The following is a 19,861-nucleotide window of genomic DNA, read 5'->3' on the forward strand; positions in this document are numbered from 1 at the left end:
TCCAAATATAATCAAATGATCTTTGGCGCCAACAGAATCACAAGCTCCCGCTTTCTGACAGCTTTATCCTCATAACCAAAGAGGTACTTAATAAGTGGAATCTTGCCAACCACTGGAGCAAACTGCTCTTTTTTCTCGGTAGCAGTATCAATTAAGCCACCAATGACCAGCATTTCCCCGTCACCTACTTGAACAGTGGTTGATAGCTCTCGCATTGTTATGACCGGGAGACCAATTTCTGCAGCATTGATTCCTACAGTTCTGTATGGGATAGCATCACCCTCCAATTCAGTGGTCACCGGTGTTAACTGCATAATCATGCTGTGATCATCAGTAATTGTTGCAATGACACCCATGGAGACTCCTTCCACGATGCTATCCGTTTCAACTGTATAGTTGTGTTCATTACTGTCGCCATCATAATCATCCTCAATAGAGGAAATATATTTTCGCACCTTACCAATACTAATAATTGCAGGTTGCCCATTCAAAACGGTCAATTTTGGATTCGAAAGAATGTGCGTTTCCCCTTGTTCATTTAAGGCATTAATTAGCACGCTAAAATCAGCATTTGGCATGGAAATTTTGCTCACAAAGCGATTCGAACCAGTCCACGGGTACACCTGACCGTTAGTGCCAAAGGCTACGGTACCTGTAACCTTAAAGCTCTCCAACACGCTCCCCCAGTCCAAACCAATTTTGGTTCGATCTGACAGATAGACCTCAATTATTTTGGCCTCAATGGCAATCTGGCGATAAAGTTCCTTTTTGAGGTTTGCAAAGTAATTTTCGACCGTTGCCATAACAGATGGCTTGGCCGTAACTGTCACGTTACCAGTCGCCTTGTCTACAATATAGAATGCGCCATCTTCAGCGCGCTGTCCGCTTTCGCCTTGCTTTGCTTTCTCACTCTTCACCACCGCAGGCTTGCGGGCCCGTTGGGGCAGCGGATTGCCAGTCTGTTCTGCCGCAGCGATTTCAGCCGCTGCCTCCGCAGCTTGTGCTTTACTTTCGGCTAGTGCAGCGCGTTCGGCAGCAGCCACATTCAAAATGACATCCAAGTTCTTTTGAACATTTTCCCAGATGTCAAAGGGGTTCTTCTCGCTGTTCAGTTTTACAACCCCCTCTGTTGCGGTAGTCACTTGTCCCTGCGTGGGAAGAAAATTGCCCCCAACCTTGGACGTATAATCACCTTTGACGTAGGGCACACCGACATGAAAAACCTTGGTCGTTTTGTTCTTGACCACAATGGTTTTGCCGTTCATCTCGTAAAAATAGTCAGCCTGGCGCAGCAGGTTGGCAACTGCGTCCTGAAACAGATCCTGAGCATTGATATCGACATCAACCAGGTAATTCTGATCAACGTCACTAGCCCAGCTGACTGTCATGCCCTTGAGGTTTGCCAATCTTTTCAGTACGTCCCAGAGCGGCTGCGGCCCTGACGTCGATTTGATCGTTGCGCCTACCCGTATTTGAAACTCCGCCGGCGTATCACCAAGATCATCCCCCAAGGCTGTTCGTGATGCCAAATACCCTGGGTTTTGGTAGCGCGATGGCATTTGGACAGGCTCGTTCATCTTTGTTGGCATGCTGGACATGGCTGACGGGGCGGGAGTTTCTTGCTTACCACCCTTTTTTCCACTGCAGGCGCCAAGAGCACAGATCAATGCTAGTGTCGCAAAGATCACCAATGTTTTCTGCAAGTTCATCTCTTTTCTCCGTATGAAATGATCAATTCGCCATACCAACTCTTGCCCTGACGAACCGCGACAGATCAGATGGCAACGCAAAGCCCGAACTCAGAATCTCCCGATAGGCCTGCACAGCCTGGGAACTTGCGCCTTTCTTATCCAGGATCCTTGCCTTGGCCACCATAGCCTCCAAGGTCCTACCATAGAGAGAATCGTGCTTCGCGAGAATTTGCAGGGCAAGATCATATTGGCGAGCTTCTTCACGAAATAGGGCATAACTCAGAAGTGCCTCCTGACTAGGGCTGTCACCCTGCACACACATATCGAAGTAAGAAGCTGCAGCCTGCATGCTACGCATATTGGCCGAGGCAATAGCTGCGTTGAGGGCAGCTACACGATCCTTTTTATTGATTGCCAAAGCACTCTTGGCGTATTGTAGGGCTTTGGCATTCTGCCGCAATTCCACCAGGTAGATAGCCGAGATCCTATTCGCCAGCTTGGCATTGGAACTCCACTTCTCAAAGGCCTGTTCATAGGCCTGCACAGCCATGGTCGGATTGTGTGCCTTCTCAAACTCGCGGCCCCTGGCAATCAGTTGCGAGGCCTCAACCAGGCCCACAGGCTGCTGTTCCATCTGGGTAATCACCAAAGCGTCCTGCTGGGCTATGTCTTCATCAGCCTGGAAGGAGAGTTTGCTTACGGTTTTGTTTGGCCAGATAAACTCCTTTGACTTTGGGTAGATAACGATGGTGTTGTAACGCTCCTCTTTTTTCAGGTCCTTCAGATTCAGGATAGCGTCAAGAGCAAAATCCCAGGGGACGTCATCAAGGGTCAAGGTCAAAGTGCCCTGAACAGACTCATCCACAATAATGTTTGTTCCGCTGACTTCCCTAAGGAAGCGAAAGACATTGTGGAGATCCATTTTATAAAAATCCACGCTGATTCGCTCGCGCTCATAACCAGAGAAACCAAAGGTCTCGTTGCCCTGGCTGCTGCGCGCTGGGCCTGCCGCCTTGGATGTATCAGGGAGCTGCTTGGCCAGTGCCTTGCCGGAAGCTGCATTCGTTTTGCTTTTGCCCGCCACAGCAGGCTTCTGCAACTCAAAATTCACCAGAATATCCTTGCCATCCTGCTTCGTGGTATAGGGCAATGACTTCTTTAATATGAATTCAAACCGCAAAATCTGAGGACTTGCATCAGCAATTTCCTTGGTCTGCAACTGAATCGGGGTATCTTTGGGAATATCGGCAGTTATCCCGGATTTGAGACTTGCGTTTGCCACATCAATAACGACCCGTGCCGGCTTCGGCAACTCATAGGTCTGATAGGTCAAACTTTCATTGCCTTTAATACGGACTTCCAATGATGCAGCCGATTTCTTGACGGCAATTTCGGTAACCGCAGACTTTTCCCCTTCCTGGGCCTGCACCACCGCGACAAAGGCCAAGCCTACAAAAGCAGCTGATGCAGCGCCCAACCACCGCCGACAGCACTCACGAAAAAGTGCACTATCTCCAAGCCTTTTCATTTACCTTCTCCATCTCTTTTCAGCTTCATGAACACATCTGTCTCTATCTTCTCTCCACCGCGGGTCTGGGCCGTTTCGGTAACTTTCACCTGTTCCTTCTGGATTTCCGTTACCTGACCGTGTCTGCCGATCAGCTGACCCACGGTAATTTTGTAGCCTTTTTTGGTCACATCCTCCACCATGGCTATTCGACCCCGTGGTGTATCCATCACTGCGACTAAACTCAGTTGGGCGGGTTCAAAAAGCTGCATGCCTGTCAGCTCGCCCTCTTCATCCAGCAGCTCGTTCGGATTGACCGACTTGAGCGTAATAAAGGGTTTAAAAGGATCTGGTCTTGATGCAACCTGATATTCATACTGAGGCGCTGCTGCACCCTGCGCTGCATTACCCTGCAGGGGCGCAGCCTCCTCCTGCATGGGAGCTGGTGGTGAACCGCCCATATCTGTATCTGCATCAGAAGGCAATAGAGCCTGGCTTGACGAAGCGTCAATTGCCATAGCTATATTGCCTCCACCAAGCATGATGGACATCACCGCCACAATAATCCTCACAGAGGTACCCAGATGAAAAGCCGATTTTGTCAGATGCTGCATTTTCATGATATCATCCACCCTCTTGCAATAGGACCACTATTTTTTCGCGGCCTGCTTTCCGGCTTGACTTTGCGGAGTTGCAGTAGATTCTACTGTAGAACGATAAGTGACCAGCGTACCCGTTGAAGTCAAAAGAATCTCATCATTTTCCTGTTTCGGCGTGGCCATGCTTAGAGAATCAAGCGTCACAATCCGATCCAGCTTGGACAATTTATCTAAAAATGTACCAACGCTATGATACGGGCCATACAGAGAAATAGAAATAGGAATTTCCGCATAGAATTCCTGCGGGACTTCCGGACCCGGCGCAAAAGACAGGAACTCAAGCCCTGCAGCCTTACCCAAATCTGAGATTGTCCGCAGCAGCTTCGGAATTTCGTTAGTTTTCGGGATATTGACAAGACTTTCATCAAATTTGCGCTGCGTTTCCGCCAACTTGGCCATGAAAGCCGGCATATTGGCAATAGCGCTTTGAGCTTTATGAATTTCCTCGTTCACATCGGCTATCTGCTCTCTTAAACCTTTTTGCTCCTCAATGTTTGGCTCATATACTGCATAGTACATTCCTGCGAGCGGAATCGCGATTGCCAGCAGTAAAACAAAAATCTTAATCTTATTGTCCAGCGACTGATATTGACCATCAATAAAAGAATCAAGTTTATTCTGTCGCGCATTTTTTGCAGCCATGATCCACTCCTTACTGAGCTTTGGCCGGAGCGGCGGCGGGTTGCGTCGGCCCAAGCCTATCTATGGAACTCCGCAGCGTGAATTCCTTAAGATCGCGATCAGCGTATTTTTTCATGTCCGATTTTCCCAAGGTCACATTAGACAAATATGGTGAGTTTTCCAACTCATCCATATATCTGGCTATTGTTTGATTGTCCTGGGACATGCCGGTCACTTCAAGCCCGCTTGAACTCTGTGACAATTGAGTGAGCCACATTCTGTCCGGCGGGGTATGACTCGCGACGTCATCCATGACATGAACGGCTACCCCTGCATTCTTTTTCAGCTCCTTGATTATTGCTATCCTGGTTTCAAGGAGTGCCTGTTGTTGCTCTAATTGTTTGATTTTATTCAATTCATCATTATACTTTTCTTTCTCTTCTTGTACTACCTCAAGTTCAGCACGCAATCCTCTCGTCTGGATTACCTGCACGATACCAACAAACGCTAGCGCAGCAATGAACAGACCTACAGTAAGAATGGCCAACATAAGCTCTTTCTTGGCCTTATTCCTACGTCTGATTTCACGGACCGGTAATAAGTTTATCTGTATCATAGTCTTAAAGAGTGGCTGGGCGAATTGCAAGACCCGCTGCAATTGCCATTTCTGGGCCTAAGGCTGCCAAAAATTGGCGATCAAACCTCTTTTCGTCAACCTGAATACGATCAAAAGGATCAAACACCTGAACAGGCAAGTCTATTTCTTTGGCAATGTATTCCGACAGTCCAGAGACCTTTGCCCCCCCTCCGCTCAAAACGATATGGGATAGTGATCTCTTCTGATTGTTAGAGCGATACAAATCGACAGCCTTTCTGATTTCCATCGCCCATTGGCTGCACACCTTGGTAAAAATGCCGCGGATTTTCGCCTCGTGCTCCGGCGCCGCTACCGCGCCCAGTTTAATCTTCTCGGCCAAGTCGTAGTCGACATCCAGATCCACTGCAATGCGATTGGTCAACTGGGCACTGCCCACGGCAACATCACGGGCGACAACAGATACACCATCAGCTATGATGTTAATATTCATCTTGGAGGCACCGATATCTATCAGTGCCACATTAACCTCAGATGAGGTAACTACCCCCCAAATATTGCTGAGAGCGAAACCGTCGACATCGACCAAAACCGGATTCAGCTTCAACGCTGCAAGCATATCAAGATAGTGGTTGACCACTTCCTTCTTTGCCGCCACCAGCATGATATCTTGCCGGTCAGAACCGGCTTTTCGGACCGGTAACCTTTGAAAATCCAAGTAGATGTCCTTGGAGTCAAAAGGAATATACTGCTCGGCTTCCATTGCAATATATTTCCTCAATTCTTCATCAGACATCTGTTCCAGGTTGATCTTTTTTACGATGACAGAATAGCCGGAAATCGAAACGCCTACCTTTTTCCCCTTGACCTGGAGATTTTTCAGCAGGGCGGCAACCGTTTTACCTACAGCCTTGGGCTCTTTCAGATCGCCATCCTCGACCGCTTCGGCAGGCAAAGCTGCACTCCCCGCTGCCAGCAGGCGGTAGCCTTCTTTACCGCTCGGCTGCAGCTGGCACACCTTCACCGCATGCGTACCAATATCAATACCAATTACCAATTCTTTTTTCTTCGCCATGGTCTTCTTATCCGTGTAATGGACTGCTCATGAGCGCCTGTTTCAGATGCTTCCTTTATAGCCCATATGGGTGGTGGTTTGTCAAGGAGGCTTCCCTATTTTTTCATTTTTTTCCCAGAAAAAACGGGATAGTACCGGCTTGCTCCCAGGATTCCCAAGGCAAATTAATGCATAACATATTGAAATATTTAATAATTTCTTTTTTCACAATTTTGCGCCTTGCTCCCCATTAAAGTTTCGGGTAGGAATAGGAAAAATTTTCCACTCACTATTTTTGGTATGCCATCGTGCGCTTCTTTTTATTCAGCCGGCGCGGTTCCGCCCTTCGCGAAAACCTCGAGGCGCTTTGCGTAGCCCTTCTTGCAGTGCTGTTTATCCGCACCTTTATTGTTCAGGCCTTCAAAATCCCCAGCGGTTCCATGCTGCCAACCCTGCAAATTGGCGACTATATTCTGGTGAGCAAGTTTGCGTACGGCGTCAAACTGCCCTTCACCGGAAAGACCCTGATTTCGGGCGCAGACCCGCGACCTGGTGATATCATTGTTTTTCAGTACCCCAAAGATCCAAAAGTCGACTACATCAAACGGGTCATCGCGGTGGCAGGCGACGTGGTGGAAATCAGGGACAAAAAGCTCCTCATCAACAAGAAATCAGTGCCCGACCCGCATGCGACATTCAAGGATCCCATCATTCACCCCGAATCCCTAGACCTCCGCGACAATTTCGGGCCGGTCACAGTGCCTGCAAACTCGCTTTTTGTCATGGGCGACAACCGCGACAATTCTCATGACAGCCGTTTCTGGGGCTTTGTTCCTTTCCATGCCGTAAAGGGCAAAGCCTGGCGCCTGTACTGGTCCTGGGATATAAATCAGCCCTTTTTTTCCTGGACCCGTATCCTGTCCATTCGGTGGCGACGAATCGGCCGGGCGGTAGTTGATTCCGGGGCTCCGCCGACCACTTTCCGCCCTGGCGCCCCGCCCCCATCGGCGACATTCGCCCCCAATCCAGGCAGTACACCAGCAGTGGGCTTCACTGATCTGTTGCCATGAAAACGGAATATACCTTTTCCCACCATCATATTCTCGGGATGGATCAATTCTCCCGGGAAGACATTACCCACATCCTGGCTACCGCAGAGTCCTTCAGGGACATCTCCGAGCGGCCCATCAAAAAGGTACCGGCGCTCCGTGGGCGCACGGTTGTCAATCTGTTCTTCGAAGCCTCGACCCGGACCCGCACATCCTTTGAGATTGCGGCCAAACGCCTGAGCGCAGACACCTTCAACTTCAGCTCCGCAACCAGCAGCACCAGCAAAGGCGAGACCCTGATCGACACGGCCCGCAACATCTCGTCCATGCACCCGGACGTCATCATCCTGCGGCACCCGAATGCAGGCGCTCCCCGCCTGATCAGCCGCTATGTACCCGCCGCGATCGTCAACGCAGGCGACGGTGCACACCAGCATCCGTCTCAGGGTCTGCTCGATCTGCTGACCGTACGGCAGCGCAAAGGCCGCCTTGATGGTCTGAAAATCGCCATTGTCGGTGACATCACCCACAGTCGGGTGGCCCGATCCGACATCCAGGGCTTTACCACCATGGGCTCAACGGTTTTTGTATACGGCCCGGGCACCCTCGTGCCGATGTACATAGAAAGCATGGGCGCGGTGCGAGCACGCAGCATGCACGAAGCCCTGGACCAGGCCGATGTGGTCATCGTGCTGCGTATCCAGCAGGAACGATTGTTCGAGGCCCTGCTGCCATCGCTTCGGGAATATGCCCAGCGTTTCGGCCTCTCGGACGGCCCCCTGGGCTGGGCCAGGGAAGATGCCATCATCATGCACCCCGGACCGGTCAACCGCGGGGTGGAACTCAACCCGGAACTCGCGGACTCGGCGCACTCCGTCATTCTGGATCAGGTCACCAACGGCGTTGCCGTACGCATGGCGCTACTCTATCTTGTGGGGAATGCCTGATGTCGAACTCCTGGCTCATTGTGAATGGCCGTATCCTGGATCCTGCCAGCGGCAGGGACGAACAGGGCGACCTGCTCATTATCGACGGCGTATTCGCGCCACCTGGCGAGGCCGTTCCCCCCGATGCCGGCCGCATCGACGCCACCGACCTCTGGGTGACGCCCGGTCTGATCGATATGCACACCCATCTGCGGGAACCCGGCTGGGAATACAAGGAAGACATCCGCTCCGGCTGCCAGGCGGCAGCAGCGGGCGGTTTCACGGGTGTGGCCTGCATGCCGAACACGAGGCCGGTCAATGACTGCGCCGCAATCACCCGCTTCATCCTGGAAAAAGCCAGGGTGGCGGCAGCACGTGTCTATCCGATTGGCGCCATCAGTCAGGGCAGCAGAGGCGAGCTGCTGGCTGATTTCGGCGAACTCAGGGAGGCCGGGGCGGTGGCGGTCAGCGATGACGGCAGGCCGGTTGAGAGCAGCCAGCTCATGCGGCGGGCGCTGGAATATGCCAACGACTTTGAGCTGCCGGTCATCTCCCACTGCGAAGACCTGGGGCTCGGCAGGGGCGCCATGCACGAGGGGCCGCATGCCACCCGGCTGGGGCTCAGGGGCATTCCGGCGGCAGCCGAATCGGTCATGGTCTTCCGGGACATTGCGCTCGCGGAGTGCACCGGCTTGTCCGTGCATATCGCCCATGTGAGCACCGCCCAGTCACTGCACATCATCCGGGCCGCCAAAGCGCGCGGCGTGCGGGTCACGGCGGAAACCGCGCCCCACTACTTCACGCTGACCGACGAGGCTGTGGGCGACTACGACACCAACGCCAAGATGAATCCGCCGCTTCGAAGCGCAGACGACCGTGAGGCGGTGCGGCAGGCCCTGGCCGACGGCACGCTGGATGTCATCGTCACCGACCACGCGCCTCACTCCTGTCTGGAAAAGGAATGTGAATTCGAAAAGGCGGCCAACGGCATCATCGGACTGGAGAGCTCGCTGGGGCTCAGCCTGTGTCTGGTCCGGGACGGCCTGCTCAGCCCACTCAGGCTCATCGAGCTGATGTCGCTGGCGCCGGCCAGGATTCTCCATCTGCCCGCAGGTACACTGGCGCCGGGCGCAGCGGCGGATCTGACGCTCATCAATCCCGATCTGCCCTACATCTTTTCAGAAGGGGATATCCGCTCCAAGAGTCGCAACACGCCCTTTCTGGGACGGCGGCTGCCCGGCCGGGCCGTGCTGACCATGGTGGACGGCAGGGTCAGCTACCGGAAAAATCTGTCCTCAACTGCTGCGGCACCAGCTCATGACGCATAGGGGGCCGGGTCCTGCGCTCCGGCCTCGGCAAAGCCCTTCAGTCGCAGGCGGCAGGCGTCGCAATGCCCGCAGGCCCGCCCGTCCACCGGGTCGTAGCAGCTATGCGTCATACTGTAATCCACACCCAGCGCCAGACCCCGCACAATAATTTCCTTCTTGCTCAAATACTGCAGCGGGGCGTGAAAACGAAACGCCCTGCCCTGCACGCCCGCCCTGGTGCCAAGGCTCGCCATGCGGGCGAAAGCCTCTAAAAATTCCGGCCGGCAATCCGGATAGCCGCTGTAATCCATGGCGTTGATGCCCAGGAAGATGTCGTCTGCCCCGAGCACCTCGGCCCAGGCAAGCGCATGCGCCAGAAAGATGATGTTCCGGCCCGGCACGTAGGTGGCCGGAATGTCCTGCCCCACGGTATTCATGGGCCGGTCTTTGGGCACGGCCGCGCCGGTGGTGAGCGCGGAACCGCCGATGATATCCAGGTCCACCCGCAAAATCAGATGACTGGCCCCGAAATGGCGGGCTATGTGCTGCGCTTTTTCCAGCTCCAGCTCCTGGCGCTGGCCATAACGAAAACTCAGGCAGTGACAGGCAAAGCCCCTGTCCTTGGCCATGGCCAACACGGTTGTGGAATCCAAACCGCCGCTCAACAGAATGACCGCCTTTTTTTCGTCCTGCATCCTGGCTCAACCGATATTCAGATGAAAGGGAATCTGCCGTGTCATGCCCACGGCTTCCGGCCGCACTTCGGCCTGCCAGGCCAGAAAGCGCACGCCTGCAGCCATGGCCTGCTCCACGGCCTGCGCGTAGCCGGGATCAATCCGGCGTGCCACCGAGCAGAGCTGCACGTCTGTCCGCGGCACGCAGAAGAGCACTGCCGCCTGCTCGCCGCCTGCCGCCAGGGCCGCCAGCTCCCGCATGTGTTTCGCGCCCCGCGCGGTCACCGCATCCGGAAACAGGCCGATGCCGTCCTCCGCCAGCGAACACTGCTTGACCTCCAGATACACCCGGCCTGTGCCGGTGTGCAAAAGAAAATCCAGCCGGACATGGCGGCCCAAAGTCACCTCCCGCCGGATACTGCTGATCCGGCCAAAGGCGTCTATGAGACCCCGCTCCAGACCTTCATGCACGACTTGATTCGTGCGGCCGGTGTGCACGCCGATCCAGCAGACCGGGCCACGCACCATTTCGAGCGTCCACGCATATTTCCTGGCCGGGTTGTCCGCACAGGAAATGATGACCCGGCTGCCCGGCTCCGAACAACCCAGCATGGCTCCTGAATTGGGACAGTGCACGGTCAGTTCAGCGCCATCGTCCAGACGCACCTCGGCCAGAAAGCGCTTGTACCGTCTGAGCAGTGTGCCTGCCAGCCGTTTTTCAGGCAGCAGCATGACACGACTCGCAAAAGAAGCGGGGGACCTGTTTCTGCACGGTGGTTTTTTCCACAAAATCATGTAAAATGCACAGGGAAGCAGGCCAGCGCAGCCATAAGGCGATGCTGACCAGACCGACATCAACGCTTATCATAGCCAGACAGCAGGGGGATTTCCACCATGAAACTCGGACTGAACGGGCTTGGAAGAATCGGCAAACTTTCTCTGTGGAACCACGTCACAAAAAAATATTTCCCGGAACTGGTCGTCAATCTGGGCCGGGACGTGGGCTGCGGCCTGCAGGATCTCGCGGCTGCGATCGAAAAGGATTCCACCTATGGCCGCCTCAGCACCTATGTCAACGGCTACAGGGGCGGCCGGGTGATTGAAAACCTGGACGAGGCGGCCGGCACCATGACCATCAACGGCACCCCGGTCACCTTTCTGCGTCAGGCGAGAAATCCGAAAGACATTGACTGGAAGAGCCACCAGGTCCGTCTTGTGGTGGACACCACCGGCCAGTTCAGGGATCCGACCGCCGACCCGGACGAGGGCAGGGGTTCCTGCCGCGGCCATCTTCTGGCCGGGGCGGAAAAGGTCATCGTGTCCGCTCCGTTCAAAATCAAGGCCAAAGGCCTGGCCATGCCCGAAGACGCCATCACCACCGTCATGGGCATCAATGACGACGACTTCGACCCCGCGTGCCACACCATCATTTCGGCAGCCTCCTGCACCACCACCTGCCTGTCCTACATGATCAAGCCCCTGCTCGATCATTTCGGGGCCAAGCGACTGCTCTCCGCCTCCATGGTCACGGTTCACGCCTCGACCGGCACCCAGGAGGTACTGGATCGCCTCCCTGCCGCCGGGGCGAGCGATCTGCGCAAAAACCGCTCGATCCTCAACAACATCATCCTGACCACAACCGGCGCGGCCAAAGCACTCTCACTCGTTATCCCTGAGATGCAATCCATTGGTTTCATTGCTGAATCGGTGCGCATCCCCACCACAGCCGGCTCGCTGATCGTCCTGGTGCTCAATTTGCAGGACGAGCTGGACAACCCGGTCAAACGCAATCTCATCAACGAGATTTACGAAGAATACGCCAAGACCAGCCCCTACCTCGTCTTTTCAGCGGAGCAGAACGTGTCCTCCGACATCATGGGCATGCCCAAGGCGGCGGTGGTCATCGAATCCACAGAAATTCATACCCGCACCGCCACGGTACGGGTCAATCTGGATCAGTTGAAAAACGTAAAAATCGAGGGCGCCAGCTCCTCCATTCTGGAGGTGCCCTTCACCCAGGCGGTCATCTACGGCTGGTACGACAATGAACTGGGCAGCTACACCAACATGCTGGGCGAGCTGAGCAAAACCGTTGCCGACCAGATGCTGTGATCGTCCGCCGCCTGCGCCCCCAAGACGTCCCTGCAGTGCAGGCCCTTGAAGAGGCGGGGATGCAGCATCCCTGGACGGCCGGGCAGGTGGCAGGCGAGCTGGAATCGGCCGCAGGGCTGGGCTTTGGCGCGGAAGACCGTGGGCAGCTCCGGGCCTTTGCCTTCTTCCGCTGTTATCCGCCAGAATGCGAGCTGCTGCGTATCGTGGTGCATCCGGATGCACGGCGGCAGGGTCTGGCAGAGCGGCTTTTGAGCCTGGCGCTCACCGAATGCGCGGCGCTGGGCGCCCTCGTCTGTTTCCTCGAAGTGCGGGCCTCCAATGGGGCGGCACTCGCCTTGTACGAACGGCAGGGTTTCCGGATCGATGGCAGGCGCAGGCGCTATTACGACAGTCCAGAGGAAGACGCACTGCTTTTGCACAAGCATCTCGAACACAGGAGAAAACAATGACAAATCTGCGTGACCTGAACCTGCAGGGCAAGCGGACGCTTGTCCGGGTCGACTTCAATGTGCCCATGAACGACAGGGGCGACATCACGGATGATCTGCGAATCCGCATGGCTCTGCCCACGCTGGAATACCTCATTGGCCAAAACGCCAAGATCATCCTCTGCTCCCATATGGGCCGCCCCAAAGGCAAGCGGGCCATGGAGTTTTCGCTCGCGCCGGTTGCCGTCCATCTGTCGCAGCTCCTGCACAAAGCGGTTCCACTCGCCCCTGACTGCATTGGACCAGAGGTGGAAAAAATGGTCGTGCAGGTGCAGAATGGCGAGCTGCTCCTGCTGGAAAATCTGCGTTTTCACGCGGAAGAGGAAAAAAACGATCCGGAATTTTCCAGACAACTGGCAGCCCTTGCCGAGGTCTATGTCAACGACGCCTTTGCCGTGTCGCACCGCGCCCACGCCTCGGTGGTGGGGGTGACCCCGCATTTTGCCGCCAGGGCGCCGGGCCTCCTGCTGCAAAAGGAAATCGACTATTTTCACCGAGCCATCGACAATCCGGCACGGCCGCTGGTGGCTCTGATCGGCGGCGCCAAGGTTTCCGGCAAACTCCAGGCGCTGGAAAACATGCTCGCCAGGGTGGATCGTCTGATTCTGGGCGGCGCCATGGCCAATACCTTTCTGAAGAGCCAGGGCTTCGATGTCGGCGCCTCCAAGGTGGAAGACGATCTGCTGGACAGCGCACGAAACCTGCTCAGACGGGCCGCTGAGCGCAAGGTCAAAGTCTACCTGCCGGTAGACGTCATTGCGGCTGACAGCTTTGCCCCTGATGCGGTCAGCATGGCGGTGACCATTCAGGACATTCCCAAGGGCTGGCTGGCCCTGGACATCGGCCCGGCCTCGGTGCAGTGTTTCCGGGAGGCGCTGGCCGATGCCAAAACCATTGTCTGGAACGGCCCGATGGGGGCCTTTGAAATGGATGCCTTTTCCCGGGGCACCATGGCCATGGCCCATGAGGTGGCCGCTGCCCATGCGCTCAGCGTGACCGGCGGCGGCGATTCCAACGCGGCCATCGAAAAATCGGGAGAAGCTGACAATATTTCCTACATGTCCACCGGCGGTGGTGCCTTTCTCGAGCTGATGGAAGGCAAGGAACTGCCCGGCATCAAGGCATTGCAATAAGCGCAGCACCTGGAGGAAGGTATGAAAAGACGTCCCCTGCTGGCCGGCAACTGGAAAATGCATCTGAACATCGCCGATGCTGTGGAGCTGGCCAAAAATGTCGCTGCGGCGGCAGAGCAATCGGACCGAGATGTCATGATTGCCCCGGCTTTCACGGCCTTGAGCGCCGTGGCAAAAGCGCTGAAGGGCAGCAGGCTTTTCCTGGGCGCGCAGAATGTCGCCTGGGAAGCCCAAGGCGCATTCACGGGCGAAATCGCGCCGCCCATGCTGACCGACATCGGCGTACGCATGGTCATTATCGGCCACTCCGAGCGGCGGCACATTTTTCTGGAAGACGATGCCATGATCAACCGCCGTCTGCGCGCAGCCCTGAACTATGACCTGACGCCGGTGCTCTGCCTGGGCGAAACCCTGGCCGAACGCGAGGCCGGCAGCACCTTCCAGGTCCTGGAAATGCAGTTGCGGGGCGGCCTGCAGGAGGTGAGCGCCGCCCAGGCCGCGCAGGTGGTTCTGGCCTACGAACCGGTCTGGGCCATCGGTACCGGCAGGACAGCGAGCACGGACCAGGCCCAGGAGGCCCATGCCTTTCTGCGCCGGCTGTTAGCAAAGATCTACAACAAAAATCTTGCCGAAACAGTCCGTGTCCTGTATGGTGGCTCGGTTAAGCCTGACAATATCAGCGCTCTGATGGCCCAGGCTGACATAGACGGCGCTCTGGTTGGCGGAGCTGCCCTGAAAATTGATGCATTCGAGCGGATTATTCGCTTTCAATGACCACCTTACTGATCGTCGTTCACGTCATCGTCTGCTTCTTTCTCATCGCCATCGTGCTGTTGCAGCACGGGAAGGGCGCGGATATAGGTGCAACCTTTGGGGGATCCAGCCAGTCCCTGTTCGGCACCGAAGGACCCGTGCCGCTGCTGCACAAAATTACAACCGGCGCAGCCATCATTTTTATGCTCACGTCGGTCACGTTGGCCTATTACTCCGCCAATAAATCGACCGGTTCGGTCATGAGCAAGGTTCCCATGCAGGAACAGACGGTGCCCGCAAGCCAGGAAGCGACTCCGGCTGCCCCGGACGCCGCGCAGCCGGCTGCTCCGGTTTCAGCGCCTGCAACCGCATCTAAAAAGGCAGCGGAAGAGGCAAGAACTCAAGCAACTGAAGAAGCAGCCCCTGCAAAAGCGCAACAGTCCGCATCAGCAGGCAGCGACGAAAAGGCCCAATCTGCAGTTCCCGCGAGTCAGCAAACAGCCCCAGCGGCCAGCCCCGCTCCGCTTGAGCCTGCAAAGAAGGCCTCTGCAAAAAAACAGGCAGAAACAGCGGCTGCTGCCGAAAAACCTGCGAAGGAAACATCCAAACCGGTTAAAAAAGTGGCTCCTGCTCCCCGGCAGAAAGTAGAAATACCGAAAGGGGCGGATAAGCAGAAGCAGTAAGACAAGAAAAGAGCCGAAGTGGTGGAACTGGTAGACACGCTATCTTGAGGGGGTAGTGGCCACAGGCTGTACGAGTTCGAGTCTCGTCTTCGGCACCAAATTCACATACAAGGAAGTAGCGAAAGTCTCTGCGCCCCGTGAAGCCATCAGGTTTTGCGGGGTTTTTCTTTGTTCTCCCTGCCCGATAATGCCGAGGAGGACAGAGCAAAGCCCGGCACAAAGGAGCGGTGGACACGGCAAATGAGGCGTCAAGGCTACGCTCATGCCGCCCTGCCTTTTCCAGGCATGATCTGCCATGCGCTGAAAACGAAAGCCGCTCGCCAAGCTGTTGCCGCACATGCTCTGGCAAGACCGCTGGCTGGGGCCAAAAATCCGAGCATTGCCCGGCCGCTCAAACCATATCAGGAGCGCAGCAAGCTGCCAGCGGACGATGACTCTGGAGCAAGAGCGCCCCATTGGGGGCTTGATCGGTTACATTGACAACTCCGCAAGAATGCTGCCCATCTTCAATCCGGCAGGAACCGCATTTGCAGGAGAGGCCCTGCCGAGCCCCGCTTTACATCCCCCCTGCCCTGCTTATAGTTGGGCAAATTTCATTTTTCCCCTCTGGAGTTTGCATGGAGATCTTTTCCACCGAATTCGAGCAGGCGCTCGCCGCCTCGCCCCTCTTGGCCCTGGCCCTGGCCTACGCGGGCGGCTTGCTCGCCAGCCTGACCCCCTGCGTCTATCCAATGCTGCCGATTACGGCAGGCATCATCGGCCGCGCCAATGTGGGCGGTTCAAAACTTCGGGCTCTTGGCCTCTCCTGCATCCATGTCTTCGGCATGGCAAGCACCTATGCGGCTCTGGGCGTTTTTGCCGCTGCCAGTGGCCACATCTTTGGCAGCTTGGCCAGCAATCCCTGGACGCTGCTCATCGTGGGCAACATCTTCGCGCTCTTTGCCCTGTGGATGCTGGACGTGTTTCCAGTGCCCTCGCTACATCTACATGGCCCGGCCCTGTCCGGACTCACCAAAATGGGCGGTTATGCCGGCATTTTTGCCGCCGGCATCGCTGCCGCGCTCGTGGCCGGCCCCTGCACCACACCGGTTTTGGGGGCGCTTTTAACCTATACCGCAGTGGCCGGCAATGTGGCCTTTGGCGCGCTGCTGTTTTTCGTCTTTTCTCTGGGCCTGGGCACGCTGCTGCTGGCGGTCGGCGCCTTTTCCGGCTGTCTGGCCGCACTGCCGCGCTCCGGCCAATGGATGCTCTGGGTGAAAAAGGCCCTGGGAATGCTCATGCTGGCAGCCGCCGAATACTGCATCTTCAGGGCTGGTTCCTTCTTTTTATAATGCCTCAAATTTGGTGAATTTCATGCGCAAGCCACACTCTACCCCGTTTTTCCTGGCAATGACTCTGTGTGCCGCCCTTTCCCTGCTCATGACGGCCAATGCCGTTTTTGCGGATGACACGGCCAAAGCTCCTGCCGACGGCAATACCGCCGCCCCTGAGGAACAAGCGGCAGCGACAAAAGAAAAGGGCATTCAGCTCATTCCCTTCAAAGGCTACGATCTGGATGGCAAGCCGCTCAATCTGGGCGACCGTATCGGCAAAAAACCGGTGCTCCTGGTTTTCTGGGCCAGTTGGTGCCCGGGTTGCAAGGCAGAGGTGCCCAAAGTGAACGAGCTGGCCAGGCAGTATGCCAGCCGGGGCATGGACTTCATCGGCATAAATATCGGCGAAAACGATACCTATAAGCGGGCCAAGCTCTGGGCCTCCAAACACGGCGTGAGCTATCCCAACTATTTTGATGCCACCGGCATGGTTGGCCAAATGTACCGCCTGCAGGGCGTGCCCACGGTGGTGGTTGCCGACAGCAAGGGCTACATCCGCTTTTACGGTCACGATGTGCCGGAAATCAGCGAGGATATTTTCCAGAAGTTAACGGCCAACTAAAGGCCGGGTTCGTCTTCCGGGGCCACGATGGGGTAGTCGCCAAGCACTTCCTCAGGGATGCTGACCGGGCGGCCGCTGGCATCATCGCAGAGGATGAAGAGGGTCGAGGCCAAAGCCAGGACGGTACTGTCCCTGGGCCTGAAGAAACGGAATTTGCGCAGAGATTTGATGCGCTTGAAATTTGCGACCCAGGTTTGCACCCAGATCAGCTCGCCTGCAAAGGTGGAGTGATGGTATTCGATGTTGTGGCTGCGGATGATCCAGTGCCGGCCAATGGCACGATAACGCGCGGCAGGCCAGCCGAGCGCGGCGGAATGCGCCTCTGCCGCGTTCTGCATCCATTGCACATAGTGCACGTTGTTGACATGCCCGTTGCCGTCAATGGTGCTTTCCGGCACCACGATTTCCAGCCGGAAGACGGCCTTGCCGGCGTCATCCGCGTTCATTGCCGCACCTGGCAAAAGCATTGTCTGAGCAGGAGGGTTCCCAGCAGGAGCGCCCGCCTGTCTGTTCCAGTTTTTTCACTGCCTGTCCGAAAAACATCGCCTGCCTTGTTGAGTTTGGCCTGCATCGCGTCAAGGAAATTCCTCCGGCAGTGCCGTTCCGAAAGCGGCTGACAACAGCCGGTCTCAGCCTTTCCCGGCGGCCCACGTAAACAGCCAGTTATATCGATTGCCCGCAGCATACTGCGTTTCCGCCCTTTGTGAAAAGATAAAAAAGAAAGCTGCCAGGGTGGCGGCACCTGCCCCGGACTGCGAAACTTTGGCGGGACAATATCGGCATATGCTGTATGATGACACCCTGTTTTCAGGACGGAAATCCGGGGCGGTTCCCGGCCGCACCTTTGTTGAGGAAGATGGCATCATGAATTTGATTGAACTTATCGGCAATACCCCGCTGGTCAGCCTGGATAAAATCAACCACAGGCACAATCAGGTGCCCATTCTGGGCAAGCTGGAGGCCAAAAATCCCGGCGGCTCGATAAAAGACAGGGCCGCACTTTCCATGGTTCTGGCCGGTGAAAAGAGCGGTGAACTCAGCCGGGACAAAATTCTTATTGAAGCCACGAGCGGCAATACCGGCATCGGCATTGCCATGGTCTGCGCCCAAAGGGGCTACAAGTGCCTGCTCGTCATGCCGGAATCCGCCTCCATCGAGCGCCGCAAAATCATGCTGGCCTATGGCGCGGAAATCATCCTGACCCCGGCCAAGCTGGCAACCGACGGCGCCATTGAAAAGGCCTATACTCTGGCCCGGGAAAACCCGGAGCAGTACTATCTGGTGGACCAGTACAACAACCCGGCCAACTGGCAGGCGCACTACAACGGCACAGCGCCGGAAATCTGGGCGCAGACCAGGGGCCTGGTGACAGATGTCATCGCCACCATGGGCACCAGCGGCACTGCCATGGGGCTGTCCCGCTGGTTTCGGGACCATCACCCGGAGGTGCGGGTGATTGCCGTGGAGCCCTGCCCGGGTCACAAGATTCAGGGCTTGAAAAACATGAAGGAATCCTACCGGCCCGGAATCTTCGACAAAAGCCTGCCATCCGAAATCGTCACCGCCTATGATGAGGGCGCCTTCAGTATGGCAAGAAGGATGGCGGCGGAAGAGGGGATTCTGGTCGGCATGAGCGGCGGTGCCGCCGTCTTTGCCGCCCTGGAGCGCGCGAAAGAGTTGAGCAGCGGCTGCATCGTGGTCATCCTGCCGGACAGCGGCGAGCGTTATCTGAGCACCACACTCTTTGCCTCGCAGGAAAGAAGCGGTTCGGGCACGAGCCTCCGGCTTTTCAACACCATGAGCCGCAAAAAGGAGGTCTTCAAACCGCTGAACCCGGGCAAGGCCACCATGTACGCCTGCGGGCCCACAGCCTTCACCCCGCCCAATCTGGCGCACTGCCGCCGCTTCGTAGTGGCTGATCTGATCCGCCGTTACCTGGAGTATCGGGGACTAACGGTGGATTCCTACATGAATTACACCGATCTGGACGACAATACCATTGCCGGGGCAATGCAGGCCGGGCTTGACCTGAAGACCTTTACCGGCCGTCATATCGATCAGTTCAGGCAGGCCGCCGCTGCCCTGGGGGTACAGCCTGCCACTGGCAATCCACTGGCCTCCGAGCACGTGCAGGACATGATCGAAATTGCCCATGAGCTCATTCATCGGGGCTATGCCTACGAAAAGCACGGTTCCATCTATTTCGACATCTCCAAATTCCCGCGTTACGGCCGCCTGTCCGGTGTGGATCTGGGCAAGATCAAGGTGGGCCAAACCGTTGACCTGGACAACTATGACAAGGACAACCCGCGTGACTTTACGCTCCTGAAGCGCTCGACTCTGGCCGAGTTGAAACAGGGTATCTTTTTCAAGACCGATCGGGGCAACGTGCGGCCTGGCTGGCATATCGAGTGCTCGGCCATGTCCACCCGCTATCTGGGCCAGACCCTGGACATTCACACTGCAAGCCAGGATCTGATGTTTCCACACCACGAAAACGAAATCGCCATTGCCGAAGCCCTGACCGACAAGCCGCTGGCCAACTACTGGCTGCACTCCGGTCAGGTGATGGAAGGCGGCCGGAAAATGGCGGCCGAGGCGGGCAATATCGTGACGCTGCAGGAGGTGCTTGACAGGGGTACAGCGCACGGGAACTGCGTTTCCTGCTCCTGAG

Annotated in this window: 20 protein-coding genes and 1 tRNA gene; 12 read left to right on the plus strand and 9 right to left on the minus strand. The window is 56.3% G+C overall.

Annotation, left to right across the window (positions count from 1 at the left end):
• Positions 1-11: 11 nt before the first annotated feature.
• The 6 genes from mshL to pilM all read right to left on the minus strand — a co-directional run bounded on the left by mshL (position 12) and on the right by pilM (position 6,148).
• A complete protein-coding gene (gene mshL, locus CAY53_RS12105) occupies positions 12-1,709 on the minus strand; it encodes a pilus (MSHA type) biogenesis protein MshL (RefSeq protein WP_104937321.1) in 1,698 nt (565 codons plus the stop codon).
• Positions 1,710-1,731: 22 nt separating this feature from the next.
• Positions 1,732-3,219, minus strand: coding sequence for an AMIN domain-containing protein (locus CAY53_RS12110; protein WP_104937322.1), 1,488 nt, complete (start codon positions 3,217-3,219; stop codon positions 1,732-1,734).
• Positions 3,216-3,818 carry a pilus assembly protein PilP gene (locus tag CAY53_RS12115; protein ID WP_146106521.1) on the minus strand — a complete coding sequence of 201 codons (603 nt, stop codon included), beginning with the start codon at positions 3,816-3,818 and terminating at the stop codon, positions 3,216-3,218. Before CAY53_RS12115 ends, CAY53_RS12110 begins: the two co-directional genes overlap by 4 nt.
• A gap of 30 nt (positions 3,819-3,848) precedes the next feature.
• A complete protein-coding gene (locus tag CAY53_RS12120; protein WP_104937324.1) occupies positions 3,849-4,499 on the minus strand; it encodes a type IV pilus inner membrane component PilO in 651 nt (216 codons plus the stop codon).
• A gap of 10 nt (positions 4,500-4,509) precedes the next feature.
• Positions 4,510-5,028, minus strand: a complete 519-nt coding sequence (locus tag CAY53_RS12125) for a PilN domain-containing protein (RefSeq protein WP_181040306.1) — start codon at positions 5,026-5,028, stop codon at positions 4,510-4,512.
• A 70-nt stretch (positions 5,029-5,098) separates the two neighbouring features.
• Positions 5,099-6,148, minus strand: a complete 1,050-nt coding sequence (gene pilM, locus CAY53_RS12130) for a type IV pilus assembly protein PilM (protein ID WP_104937326.1) — start codon at positions 6,146-6,148, stop codon at positions 5,099-5,101.
• A 287-nt stretch (positions 6,149-6,435) separates the two neighbouring features.
• Here pilM and lepB point away from each other — a divergent pair, with 287 nt between their 5' ends.
• Genes lepB through CAY53_RS12145 form a run of 3 tightly spaced genes read left to right on the plus strand, consistent with a single transcriptional unit; the run spans position 6,436 to position 9,430 of the window.
• Positions 6,436-7,197, plus strand: coding sequence for a signal peptidase I (gene lepB / locus CAY53_RS12135; RefSeq protein WP_104937327.1), 762 nt, complete (start codon positions 6,436-6,438; stop codon positions 7,195-7,197).
• Complete coding sequence (locus tag CAY53_RS12140) at positions 7,194-8,123, plus strand: aspartate carbamoyltransferase catalytic subunit (RefSeq protein ID WP_104937328.1); 930 nt, start codon at positions 7,194-7,196, stop codon at positions 8,121-8,123. Before lepB ends, CAY53_RS12140 begins: the two co-directional genes overlap by 4 nt.
• A complete protein-coding gene (locus tag CAY53_RS12145; protein WP_104937329.1) occupies positions 8,123-9,430 on the plus strand; it encodes a dihydroorotase in 1,308 nt (435 codons plus the stop codon). The genes CAY53_RS12140 and CAY53_RS12145 overlap by 1 nt, the downstream gene beginning before the upstream one ends.
• Here the strand turns inward: CAY53_RS12145 and queC are convergent.
• Together queC and sfsA are read right to left on the minus strand one after the other, a co-directional pair.
• On the minus strand, positions 9,418-10,104 hold the full coding sequence (queC, locus tag CAY53_RS12150) for a 7-cyano-7-deazaguanine synthase QueC (RefSeq protein ID WP_104937330.1): 687 nt from the start codon (positions 10,102-10,104) through the stop codon (positions 9,418-9,420). The genes CAY53_RS12145 and queC overlap by 13 nt on opposite strands.
• Positions 10,105-10,110: 6 nt before the next feature.
• Complete coding sequence (gene sfsA / locus CAY53_RS12155; protein WP_104937331.1) at positions 10,111-10,815, minus strand: DNA/RNA nuclease SfsA; 705 nt, start codon at positions 10,813-10,815, stop codon at positions 10,111-10,113.
• Positions 10,816-10,977: 162 nt separating this feature from the next.
• On the opposite strand from sfsA, the gene CAY53_RS12160 reads away from it, so the two are divergent.
• From CAY53_RS12160 to CAY53_RS12195, 8 genes are all read left to right on the plus strand, one after another.
• Positions 10,978-12,195 carry a glyceraldehyde 3-phosphate dehydrogenase NAD-binding domain-containing protein gene (locus CAY53_RS12160; protein WP_104937332.1) on the plus strand — a complete coding sequence of 406 codons (1,218 nt, stop codon included), beginning with the start codon at positions 10,978-10,980 and terminating at the stop codon, positions 12,193-12,195.
• A gap of 35 nt (positions 12,196-12,230) precedes the next feature.
• Positions 12,231-12,644: a ribosomal protein S18-alanine N-acetyltransferase gene (gene rimI, locus CAY53_RS12165; RefSeq protein ID WP_281261057.1), complete on the plus strand. Its 414-nt coding sequence runs from the start codon at positions 12,231-12,233 to the stop codon at positions 12,642-12,644.
• Positions 12,641-13,816, plus strand: a complete 1,176-nt coding sequence (locus CAY53_RS12170; protein WP_104937334.1) for a phosphoglycerate kinase — start codon at positions 12,641-12,643, stop codon at positions 13,814-13,816. The genes rimI and CAY53_RS12170 overlap by 4 nt, the downstream gene beginning before the upstream one ends.
• Positions 13,817-13,837: 21 nt before the next feature.
• Positions 13,838-14,590: a triose-phosphate isomerase gene (gene tpiA / locus CAY53_RS12175; RefSeq protein WP_104937335.1), complete on the plus strand. Its 753-nt coding sequence runs from the start codon at positions 13,838-13,840 to the stop codon at positions 14,588-14,590.
• Positions 14,587-15,252, plus strand: coding sequence for a preprotein translocase subunit SecG (gene secG / locus CAY53_RS13625; protein ID WP_245874822.1), 666 nt, complete (start codon positions 14,587-14,589; stop codon positions 15,250-15,252). Before tpiA ends, secG begins: the two co-directional genes overlap by 4 nt.
• Before the next feature lie 12 nt (positions 15,253-15,264).
• Positions 15,265-15,350, plus strand: a tRNA-Leu gene (locus CAY53_RS12185).
• A gap of 519 nt (positions 15,351-15,869) precedes the next feature.
• Entirely contained in the window at positions 15,870-16,583 is a 714-nt protein-coding gene (locus tag CAY53_RS12190) for a cytochrome c biogenesis protein CcdA (RefSeq protein WP_104937336.1), read from the plus strand.
• 22 nt (positions 16,584-16,605) lie between these two features.
• Positions 16,606-17,187: a TlpA family protein disulfide reductase gene (locus CAY53_RS12195; RefSeq protein WP_245874823.1), complete on the plus strand. Its 582-nt coding sequence runs from the start codon at positions 16,606-16,608 to the stop codon at positions 17,185-17,187.
• On the opposite strand, the gene CAY53_RS12200 is transcribed toward CAY53_RS12195, so the two are convergent.
• Positions 17,184-17,633, minus strand: a complete 450-nt coding sequence (locus CAY53_RS12200; RefSeq protein WP_104937338.1) for an acyl-CoA thioesterase — start codon at positions 17,631-17,633, stop codon at positions 17,184-17,186. The genes CAY53_RS12195 and CAY53_RS12200 overlap by 4 nt on opposite strands.
• Positions 17,634-18,051: 418 nt before the next feature.
• Here CAY53_RS12200 and CAY53_RS12205 point away from each other — a divergent pair, with 418 nt between their 5' ends.
• On the plus strand, positions 18,052-19,860 hold the full coding sequence (locus CAY53_RS12205) for a cysteine synthase (protein ID WP_245874824.1): 1,809 nt from the start codon (positions 18,052-18,054) through the stop codon (positions 19,858-19,860).
• Position 19,861 lies beyond the last annotated feature (1 nt).

It is taken from the genome of Desulfobulbus oralis (assembly GCF_002952055.1).
Taxonomy (GTDB): domain Bacteria; phylum Desulfobacterota; class Desulfobulbia; order Desulfobulbales; family Desulfobulbaceae; genus Desulfobulbus; species Desulfobulbus oralis.

Excerpts from the sequence above, each read along its gene's own strand:
- mshL (WP_104937321.1), bottom strand. The coding sequence starts at position 1,709 with ATGAACTTGCAGAAAACATTGGTGATCTTTGCGACACTAGCATTGATC.
- CAY53_RS12110 (WP_104937322.1), bottom strand. The coding sequence starts at position 3,219 with ATGAAAAGGCTTGGAGATAGTGCACTTTTTCGTGAGTGCTGTCGGCGG.
- CAY53_RS12115 (WP_146106521.1), bottom strand. The coding sequence starts at position 3,818 with ATGAAAATGCAGCATCTGACAAAATCGGCTTTTCATCTGGGTACCTCT.
- CAY53_RS12120 (WP_104937324.1), bottom strand. The coding sequence starts at position 4,499 with ATGGCTGCAAAAAATGCGCGACAGAATAAACTTGATTCTTTTATTGAT.
- CAY53_RS12125 (WP_181040306.1), bottom strand. The coding sequence starts at position 5,028 with ATGTTGGCCATTCTTACTGTAGGTCTGTTCATTGCTGCGCTAGCGTTT.
- pilM (WP_104937326.1), bottom strand. The coding sequence starts at position 6,148 with ATGGCGAAGAAAAAAGAATTGGTAATTGGTATTGATATTGGTACGCAT.
- CAY53_RS12140 (WP_104937328.1), top strand. The coding sequence starts at position 7,194 with ATGAAAACGGAATATACCTTTTCCCACCATCATATTCTCGGGATGGAT.
- CAY53_RS12145 (WP_104937329.1), top strand. The coding sequence starts at position 8,123 with ATGTCGAACTCCTGGCTCATTGTGAATGGCCGTATCCTGGATCCTGCC.
- queC (WP_104937330.1), bottom strand. The coding sequence starts at position 10,104 with ATGCAGGACGAAAAAAAGGCGGTCATTCTGTTGAGCGGCGGTTTGGAT.
- sfsA (WP_104937331.1), bottom strand. The coding sequence starts at position 10,815 with ATGCTGCTGCCTGAAAAACGGCTGGCAGGCACACTGCTCAGACGGTAC.
- CAY53_RS12160 (WP_104937332.1), top strand. The coding sequence starts at position 10,978 with ATGAAACTCGGACTGAACGGGCTTGGAAGAATCGGCAAACTTTCTCTG.
- CAY53_RS12170 (WP_104937334.1), top strand. The coding sequence starts at position 12,641 with ATGACAAATCTGCGTGACCTGAACCTGCAGGGCAAGCGGACGCTTGTC.
- tpiA (WP_104937335.1), top strand. The coding sequence starts at position 13,838 with ATGAAAAGACGTCCCCTGCTGGCCGGCAACTGGAAAATGCATCTGAAC.
- secG (WP_245874822.1), top strand. The coding sequence starts at position 14,587 with ATGACCACCTTACTGATCGTCGTTCACGTCATCGTCTGCTTCTTTCTC.
- CAY53_RS12190 (WP_104937336.1), top strand. The coding sequence starts at position 15,870 with ATGGAGATCTTTTCCACCGAATTCGAGCAGGCGCTCGCCGCCTCGCCC.
- CAY53_RS12195 (WP_245874823.1), top strand. The coding sequence starts at position 16,606 with ATGCGCAAGCCACACTCTACCCCGTTTTTCCTGGCAATGACTCTGTGT.
- CAY53_RS12200 (WP_104937338.1), bottom strand. The coding sequence starts at position 17,633 with ATGAACGCGGATGACGCCGGCAAGGCCGTCTTCCGGCTGGAAATCGTG.
- CAY53_RS12205 (WP_245874824.1), top strand. The coding sequence starts at position 18,052 with ATGAATTTGATTGAACTTATCGGCAATACCCCGCTGGTCAGCCTGGAT.